We start from the raw sequence: 7,571 nt of genomic DNA on the forward strand, positions 1-7,571 counted from the left end.
GGCTTGCCGCGTGCATCCGCCGATCCTCGCGACCAGAGCCGCCGTCACCCCAGATCTCGATGATATTTTTGCGCGCGCGCATATTGGCGATCGCCTGCGGCTACGAGGATGCCGACGACCTCGACACGCTGCGCCACGACCCCGGGTTCAAAACTGGCGCTCGGCAAGCGACCCGACGGTCCGGTCGGGCTGGCGAGCCAACCGACGATGAGCCGTTGGGAGAACGCGCCGACCACGCGCGAGCTGGTCCGGCTGACCGGGACACTCATCGACATCTACTGCGCGAGCTATCCGACGCCGCCTGTGGCGGTCACGCTCGACATCGACGACACGGTCGATGTCGTTCACGCATGCAGCAGCTGTCGTTCTGGAACGGTCATCACGCGGAGCGCTGCTTCCTGCCGATCCACGTCTACGATACCGCGACCGGGCGTCCGGTGGCGATGCTGCTGCGGACTGGCAAAACGCCCTCCGGCACCGAGGTCGCCGGCCATCTCCGGCGGCTCGTGCGGCATATCCGCCGCCATTGGCCCGACACCCGGATCACGCTGCGCGGCGATAGCCATTACGGCCGACCCGAGCCGATGGCGTGGTGCGAAGCGAACGGCATCGACTATGTCTTTGGCCTGGCTGGAAACGCTGCTCTTCACGCCAATCCGGTCATCGTGACCCAGAGCGATGCCTGCGCCACCGATCGCGCAACGCGCCAGCTTGTCGAGCTGCGCCGCTATGCCGAGATCCGCTATGCCGCGAAAAGCTGGGGCACGTGCAAGCGCCGGGTGGCGGCCCGTATCGAAGCGAGCGCGCTCGGCCTTGATGTCCGCTTCGTCGTCACCTCGCTCGCCGAGGGCAGCGCCGAATGGATTTACGACACGCTCTACTGCGCCCGCGGCCAGGCGGAGAATCTGATCAAGCTGCACAAAAGCCAGCTCAAAAGCGACCGCACCTCCTGCCGTTCGGCCAACGCCAACCAGATGCGGCTAATCCTCCACACCGCTGCCTACTGGCTGATGTGGGCGGTCCGCAACGCCATGCCAGCGACCGCCGCGCTGCGAACTGCCGAGTTCGCCACCATCCGTCTGCGCCTGCTCAAGGTCGCCGCACGGATCGTGGAAACCGCCAGCCGCATCCGTGTCGCGTTTGCGACCGGTTGCCCCGATGCCGCCCTCTTCCGATCCATCTCGCTCACCCTGCGCGCCGCCGGACCCTGAACAACGCGGCAGGCGCCGCTGAACAAACCCTGTCCTTCAACCCCGCAAACCACCCTCAACACGCGATGCAAAAGGCGCCTCGGCCAGCCGCGTCTTCGCCTCAAGCCAGCCCCCCAGCGCCACTGCCCTCAGGCCACCACTGAATAGGACGGGCTAACACGGCATGGAGATAGGCATGAAAAGGATAGTCCTTGTATCGATTGGCGCAGTTGTTGCCGCGCTCGCGGTCCCGGCCCATGCCGAAGAAGCAGACAAGCGTTGGATCATCCGTGCCCGTGCGATCCGGGTGACGCCGACCGAGAAGACCGGCCCGATCCTTCCGAGTTTTCCGACCGCCCATACGGCGGTGACAAACAGTTATGCGCCAGAAGTGGACTTCACCTATATGGCGACTAGGCACATCGGTGCCGAACTGATCCTGGCCACGACGAAGCATCACATCGAAGGACGCGGCGCGCTTGACGGGCTCGGCAAGGCAGGACGAACCTGGGTGCTTCCGCCAACGCTCACGCTTCAATATCATTTTGCGCCCAACGCACATATTCGGCCCTATGTCGGCGCGGGCGTCAACTACACGATCTTCTATTCGGAAAAGGCCAGCAATGCGCTCCAGTCGGCTATTGGTGACACGAAGCTGAAACTGAAGGACAGCTTCGGCTATGCCCTGCAGGCCGGCGTCGATATCGACATTACCCCTCGCATTTTCCTCAACATTGACCTCAAATATATCGACATCGATACCACGGCCCGTCTGACGACGGGCAGTCTGATCAACCGCGAGCGTGTCCACCTCGACCCTCTGGTGCCTGGTATCGGCATCGGCATGCGGTTCTGAGCAATGCAAGCCGCCACGAACTTGGTCCCACCGATGGGTTGGTACATGATCGACGAGATCGACCTGATCGCGCTGCTCATCGACCACGCCGAGCTTGCCTGTCTTTGCGATATGCTGGAATCGGTTGCGGGCGCTCTGCCGACCCTTCCGGAAGAAGATGACGCAGCCTGGGTTTGCCACGAGCTTGAGAACCGGCTTCCCACCCATGAAGCTCGAGAGCGCAGGTTTTTGGAAACCGTTTTCGCCCCACGGACGATGCCGAACGGCGAAGCGGTCATTGATCGTATGCGCTGCCGCAGCGCGTCACAGGTTGTGCAAGCGCAGGACCTCGTCGCGGCTCTCCGGCCTGGATGCTCTCCACTGCCTGCAACAACATTGGGATATATGCTTCGCTGCTTCTTCGAAGCGTGCCGGGCCGATATGGCGTTCGAGGAACTGGCGATCCTCGGGCTCGCGGAGCAGCGTCTTACGCCCGCGGCACGAACACTATTGCGCGACAGCCTCGGCCGGCGCTGTCGCGCCTAGCGGCCACGATCATTCAGGCAGCGTCGGCCATTCGCCTGAGCGCGTCGCGCTTGAGTATCGTCACCGCGCGACCGCCCGGCAGGGCAATCACGCCGGCCATCTTGAGCTTGGTCATTTGCCGGCTGACCGTTTCGATGGTGAGGCCCAGCACATCGGCGATTGCGCCTCGGGAAAGAGGAAGATCGAAGGTTACCGGTCCATTGGCGCTGGCGCTATAGCCCCCGATCCTCTCGAAAGTTTGGAGCAGAAAGTCTGCGATCCTCTCGCTGGCACTTTGACGACCGAGTAGAAGCATGCGCTTGCGCGCATCGCTCAGCGTATCGAAGGTACGGCGCAGGAGAGCCTGGGTCATCCCGTTTCGCGTCGACAGAAACCCTTCGAAATCGGACTTACGAAAGGTGCAGATTTCCGCGTCTCCCAACGCCGTCACTGTGAATTCGAAGCTGCCCACGAAGGGCTGTCCCACGAAGTCCGACGGATAGAGTAAGCCGACAATCTGTTCGCGGCCGTCGGCGGTCAACGCGCTGACTTTCAGGATGCCCGAAAGGACGTTCGCGCAACGACGGCTCTCCTCTCCTGCCCAGGCGATCGATTCGCCGCGACGTAAACGGCGGCGCCGGCCAAGCTTGTGCAGCGTGATGAGGTCTTCACCGGCAAGCGTTCCGCACAAAGAGTCCCGGCGAACCGCGCAATCCATGCAAACAGATGTCGGAAACCTCTCCTCACCATCGGGCCAATCCAAGGTTGTGCAGCTACCGAGCATCTTCATCCCCACTCACGCATCTACGCCGGCGGAGTTCAGGGTTCAGGCCGGCAACGGTTTCCGAAAGCTCAGTTTCGTCCGGCACCGTCTCCCCATTGGGCAAGTGGACCTCGTGCCAGATGCCGTTGAGGAGACTGAAGCCGACCGCGAGGCCGAGCCCGAGAACTCAAGCGAAATACCATGTGGCGATGTGCCTGCTATCAGTATTAATCCGGATGCGTGGGAATGACCGCGGTCGTTAGACGCCCCCACATGATCTTGTAGGCCCAGGCGGTGCCACAGGACGCCGTTCTGTTCGCCGAGATGACCCGGGACAACCTGCTGCTGACCCTCGAGGCCGTGGCCGATGCCGAGCTATGGGCCATGTTGCATGTCGCCGTGATCGATGATCGACCGGTAGCACTTCTGGATGGCCTCAACACTGGGTCGGTGAGAATGACATCGGACTTTCGGGTGGAGAGCGCCGGCGCCTCTCACTGGGTCGCACCTATCTCGCTCCTGTGCATGGGCTCCTGCGGGAGAACCTCAGAAGGCCTGGATCATGAAAGCGCGTTTGGTGGTCGAATGGCTGGACAAGAATCTGAATGTGTGACCGGCAGCGTCTGATTCTCGTCAGCCACCGCCTGTCCCGCGCAAGCGATCGGGCGATCGAAGCGCTCCACATTCTGGCGGGACACCAACTGGCCGCTTCGTCAGTGATGTCCATCGTTGCGTAATTTCCCCAAGGGCGAGCCATCGTGCGGTAGGGTAGCATTGCAGCTGAAGGAGTCGTTCGATGGCTGACGCGGCAAAGGGGCATGCCCGACATGTGGCGATCCTCATCCATCCCGATCCACAGAGCTTCAATGCCGCCATCGCACACGCCTATTGCGAGACAGTTCGGGAATGCGGGCAAGAGGCAATCCTGCGTGATCTCTATGCGATGAAGTTCGATCCGGTACTCAAGAACGAAGAACGGCCCGACAGGCGTGGTTTCGAGATCGCGCCTGACGTGCGTGCCGAACTCGAAGCCATCGAAGGTTGTGATGTTGTGGCGCTCATCTATCCGATCTGGTTCGGCCTGCCGCCGGCCATGATGAAAGGCTACGTCGATCGCGTGATCGGCGCGGGCGTCACGCCGCATCAAGTCCAGGATGGCGCAGGACGAGGCCCGTTGACCGCAGGCCATATGATCACGATCACGACATCGGGCGCCCGCGACGCATGGCTGGACGAACAAGGGCAGTTGGACTCGCTGCGGGAATTATCGAGCCGATATCTCTTCCGGGCCTTTTCGATGAAATCGGCTGACTATCTTCACATCGGCAGTATCGTCGAAGGCCTGCCCACACGCTTCATCGACGAGCATCTTTCCGATGTCCGTGAGCGGGCGCGCAAGATCTGCGCGAGGCTTGCCGTGGAACAATATGGCGCTGCGGCTCCGCCTTCGATCTCGGACGGAAGTTGAACGACACCATCCTAGGCCGGATCGACATTCATCGTAACCAAATCATGGCTGCGGCGAGATGGACGAAGCCGGTGAAGTGGCTGGCACGTCGATCATAGCGGGTAGCGAATCGCCTGAAATGCTTCATACGCCCAAAGCATCGTTCGATCTGATTGCGATGCTTGTAGGCGGCTTTGTCGTGGGGGATGAAGACCTTACGGTTTCGCTTGGAGGGGATCACCGCCTCGGCCTTCATGCCGGCGATCAATTCGCGCAAGTCGTTGCTGTCATAGGCTTTGTCGGCGAGTACCGCCTTGGCCTTCTGTCCTTTCAGAAGATCGGCAGCGGCGGTGATGTCGTGCGCCTGGCCAGCCGTGATCCGGAAGCGCAACGGCCTTCCCAACGTGTCGGCCAGCATATGGACCTTGGTCGTCAATCCACCTCGGGAACGCCCCAGCGCCTGGTCCTTGGCCCCCCTTTTCCGGTCGCTGCCTGCTGGTGGGCGCGAACGATGGTACTGTCGAGCATGAGGTAGGTGTTGTCCCGGTCGGCTGTGAGCGTGTCGAACACCCGTTCCCAGACACCGCTATGGCACCACCGGCTGAACCGGCGGTGCACTGTCTTCCAGCGACCATAGCGCTCCGGCAGGTCACACCAGTGTGCGCCCGAGCGCAACACCCATAAACAACCGTTCACGAACAAGCGGTTATCCGACCCTGTCCGCCCGGGATCGTTCGCCTTGCCGGGCAGCAAAGCCGCGATCTTCGCCCACTGTGCTTCGTTCAACTCGTATCGCTTGATCCCCATCGCCAGCTCCGCGCTTCAACACGGGGCCTCATGAATCAGACATCTTTCACTTAATCTGGAGGGTTCTGTGAGGTCGCGCGGCGATGATCGTCGGGCTTGGCGCGGTGCGCGACCTCATTGAAGCCGGATTGAACTAACCCGCTGACGCGGCCACGCGCTATGGGATTAGTGTTGCTCCGCCCGGTGCTGGCGACTGGCTTTGGGTAACGCGATGCGCTCTCGGCGGTGGTCGTGACACCGAACCGCCGGTGTTGGTCGAGGCGATCGACGCGCCGACCGGCATTTTGGGTTGGGTCGCCGGATGGACGCCTGCTCAGCGGGTGGATCGGCAAGATACCGGACACGGGGCATCATCGCGTCCGTCGAGGCTGATATCGCGACGCCGTCAGGATCAATGTTCGGATCGAAGCGCGAGCTCATGACGTATCAGGCGGCGGTCGTGGCCGGGCCCGCCAATGTGGCAGTGTGGCCGTGATGCGTAGAATGCCGCCGCAGCAGGGGCAAACGGTTGGGTCAAAGCGCGGAAGCGACCTGGTGATCTCACCGGTCGCGGCGGTTGGCGCGGGCTGCGTCGCCACCAGAAGTTGCCGGATGATCGCGAGTCGAGCCCGGCGGCAGCCATTGGCGAGGAAGCCATAATGCCGGATGCGATGGAAGCCGTCGGGCAGGCAATGGATCAGGAAGCGCCGGATGAACTCGTGCGGATCGAGTGACATCAGCCTTGGCGCGTTGCCGCGTCGATAATCGCGCCATCGGAAGGTCACGTCTGTGTCGTTGGCGCTGACCAGGCGGCTGTTGGCGATGGCGACGCGGTGGGTGTAGCGACCGAGATAGGCGAGAACATGCTCGGGCGAGCCGAATGGCGGCTTGGCAAAGACGATCCAGTCCTTGCGACGAAGCTGTCGCACCAATCCGGCAAAGGCTTCGGCATCATCGAGCCCGGCGAGCGTGCCCGAAAAGCGTAGCTTGCCGGCCAGATGAGCGGCCTGAAGCCGTTCGAGGAACAGCCGCCGGAACAGGCGGGAGAGCACATGGACCGGGAGAAAGAAGCGCGGCCGACAGGCGAGCCAGCGTTCGCTATCCACGAGCGCGCCGCCGGGAACCAGGCAGTGGATATGCGGATGATGCGTGAGCGCCTGCCCCCATGTGTGGAGGATGGCGAGGAAACCGATCTCGCCGCCAAGGTGTCGAGGGTCGGCCGCAATGGTCTTCAGCGTCGCCGCCACCGCATCGAACAGGATCGCATAGACGGCCACCTTGTTGTGGAAGGCGATCTCGGCGGCCTCCGCCGGCATCGTGAACACGACGTGGAAGTACGGCACCGGCAGAAGATCCGCCTGACGATCGGCGAGCCATTGCTCGCGCGTCGTGCTCTGACATTTTGGGCAGTGTTGGGTTGGACGGCTCCCAACGGCATCGTGATGTGCCAGGATGAGGTCGTTGAAACACTCACATGAAGGAGCCGCCCGTGACAAATATTATCCGCATCGGCATCGACACGTCAAAGAGCGTTTTCCAGTTGCATGGCGTAGATGCTTCGGAACGACCGGTGTTACGCAAGCAGCTGAGCCGCCGCGAGATGATCAGGTTTTTTGAAAAGCTGCCGCCGACGGTCGTCGCGATCGAGGCCTGTGGAGCTTCCCACCATTGGGCGCGGCTGTTGGGTTCGTTCGGTCATGAGGTGAAGTTGATCGCTCCGCAGTTGGCCAAGCCTTACGTGAAGCGAGGCAAGAATGACGCACTGACGCCGAGGCGCTGTGCGAGGCGATGAGTCGCCCGACGATGCGCTTCGTGCCAGCGAAGACCCCAGACCAGCAGGCCGCGCTCATGCTGGTAGGCATGCGCGCACGTCTGATTAAGCGGCGCACTCAGCTTGCGAACGCAATCCGCGGGTTCGCGGCCGAGTTTTGGCGTGACCACGGCAACCSGGAATGTGCAGGATCGAGCCCCTTGCTTGAAAACGATAGCCCGCGGATGAGACAATCCCCAGCTTTTGGCGCGTGA

Annotated in this window: 6 protein-coding genes and 3 pseudogenes; 6 read left to right on the forward strand and 3 right to left on the reverse strand. The window is 62.1% G+C overall.

What is annotated here, in order from left to right; all coding sequences use genetic code 11:
• From BF95_RS24050 to BF95_RS24060, 3 genes and pseudogenes are all read left to right on the forward strand, one after another.
• Positions 1-1,211, forward strand: a pseudogene (locus tag BF95_RS24050) (IS1380 family transposase); the annotation flags it as partial.
• Between the two features lie 175 nt (positions 1,212-1,386).
• On the forward strand, positions 1,387-2,046 hold the full coding sequence (locus BF95_RS24055) for an OmpW/AlkL family protein (RefSeq protein ID WP_043155211.1): 660 nt from the start codon (positions 1,387-1,389) through the stop codon (positions 2,044-2,046).
• A gap of 45 nt (positions 2,047-2,091) precedes the next feature.
• Positions 2,092-2,571 carry a hypothetical protein gene (locus tag BF95_RS24060; protein ID WP_152542917.1) on the forward strand — a complete coding sequence of 160 codons (480 nt, stop codon included), beginning with the start codon at positions 2,092-2,094 and terminating at the stop codon, positions 2,569-2,571.
• A 13-nt stretch (positions 2,572-2,584) separates the two neighbouring features.
• Here BF95_RS24060 and BF95_RS24065 read toward each other — a convergent pair whose 3' ends face one another.
• Complete coding sequence (locus BF95_RS24065) at positions 2,585-3,340, reverse strand: Crp/Fnr family transcriptional regulator (protein ID WP_235209975.1); 756 nt, start codon at positions 3,338-3,340, stop codon at positions 2,585-2,587.
• A gap of 267 nt (positions 3,341-3,607) precedes the next feature.
• Between BF95_RS24065 and BF95_RS24075 the strand changes: the two genes are divergently transcribed.
• Together BF95_RS24075 and BF95_RS24080 are read left to right on the forward strand one after the other, a co-directional pair.
• A complete protein-coding gene (locus tag BF95_RS24075; protein ID WP_043155222.1) occupies positions 3,608-3,940 on the forward strand; it encodes a hypothetical protein in 333 nt (110 codons plus the stop codon).
• Positions 3,941-4,109: 169 nt separating this feature from the next.
• The gene (locus BF95_RS24080; RefSeq protein WP_043155225.1) at positions 4,110-4,781 is read left to right on the forward strand and encodes an NAD(P)H-dependent oxidoreductase; all 672 of its coding nucleotides are present in this window, start codon (positions 4,110-4,112) and stop codon (positions 4,779-4,781) included.
• A 28-nt stretch (positions 4,782-4,809) separates the two neighbouring features.
• Here BF95_RS24080 and BF95_RS26925 read toward each other — a convergent pair.
• Together BF95_RS26925 and BF95_RS24095 are read right to left on the reverse strand one after the other, a co-directional pair.
• Positions 4,810-5,561 (reverse strand): IS5 family transposase gene (locus BF95_RS26925; RefSeq protein WP_443018429.1). Its coding sequence is split into 2 segments (ribosomal slippage): positions 4,810-5,231 and positions 5,231-5,561, totalling 753 coding nucleotides; the frame shifts between segments, so codons are not numbered across the junction.
• 422 nt (positions 5,562-5,983) lie between these two features.
• A pseudogene (locus tag BF95_RS24095) lies at positions 5,984-6,988 on the reverse strand (IS91 family transposase); the annotation flags it as partial.
• 47 nt (positions 6,989-7,035) lie between these two features.
• Here BF95_RS24095 and BF95_RS24100 point away from each other — a divergent pair.
• Positions 7,036-7,519, forward strand: a pseudogene (locus BF95_RS24100) (IS110 family transposase); the annotation flags it as partial.
• Between the last annotated feature and the right edge of the window lie 52 nt (positions 7,520-7,571).

Source organism: Sphingobium sp. Ant17, assembly GCF_000588875.1.
In the GTDB taxonomy this organism is placed as follows: domain Bacteria; phylum Pseudomonadota; class Alphaproteobacteria; order Sphingomonadales; family Sphingomonadaceae; genus Sphingobium.

Excerpts from the sequence above, each read along its gene's own strand:
- BF95_RS24080 (WP_043155225.1), top strand. The coding sequence starts at position 4,110 with ATGGCTGACGCGGCAAAGGGGCATGCCCGACATGTGGCGATCCTCATC.
- BF95_RS24060 (WP_152542917.1), top strand. The coding sequence starts at position 2,092 with ATGATCGACGAGATCGACCTGATCGCGCTGCTCATCGACCACGCCGAG.
- BF95_RS24055 (WP_043155211.1), top strand. The coding sequence starts at position 1,387 with ATGAAAAGGATAGTCCTTGTATCGATTGGCGCAGTTGTTGCCGCGCTC.
- BF95_RS24065 (WP_235209975.1), bottom strand. The coding sequence starts at position 3,340 with ATGAAGATGCTCGGTAGCTGCACAACCTTGGATTGGCCCGATGGTGAG.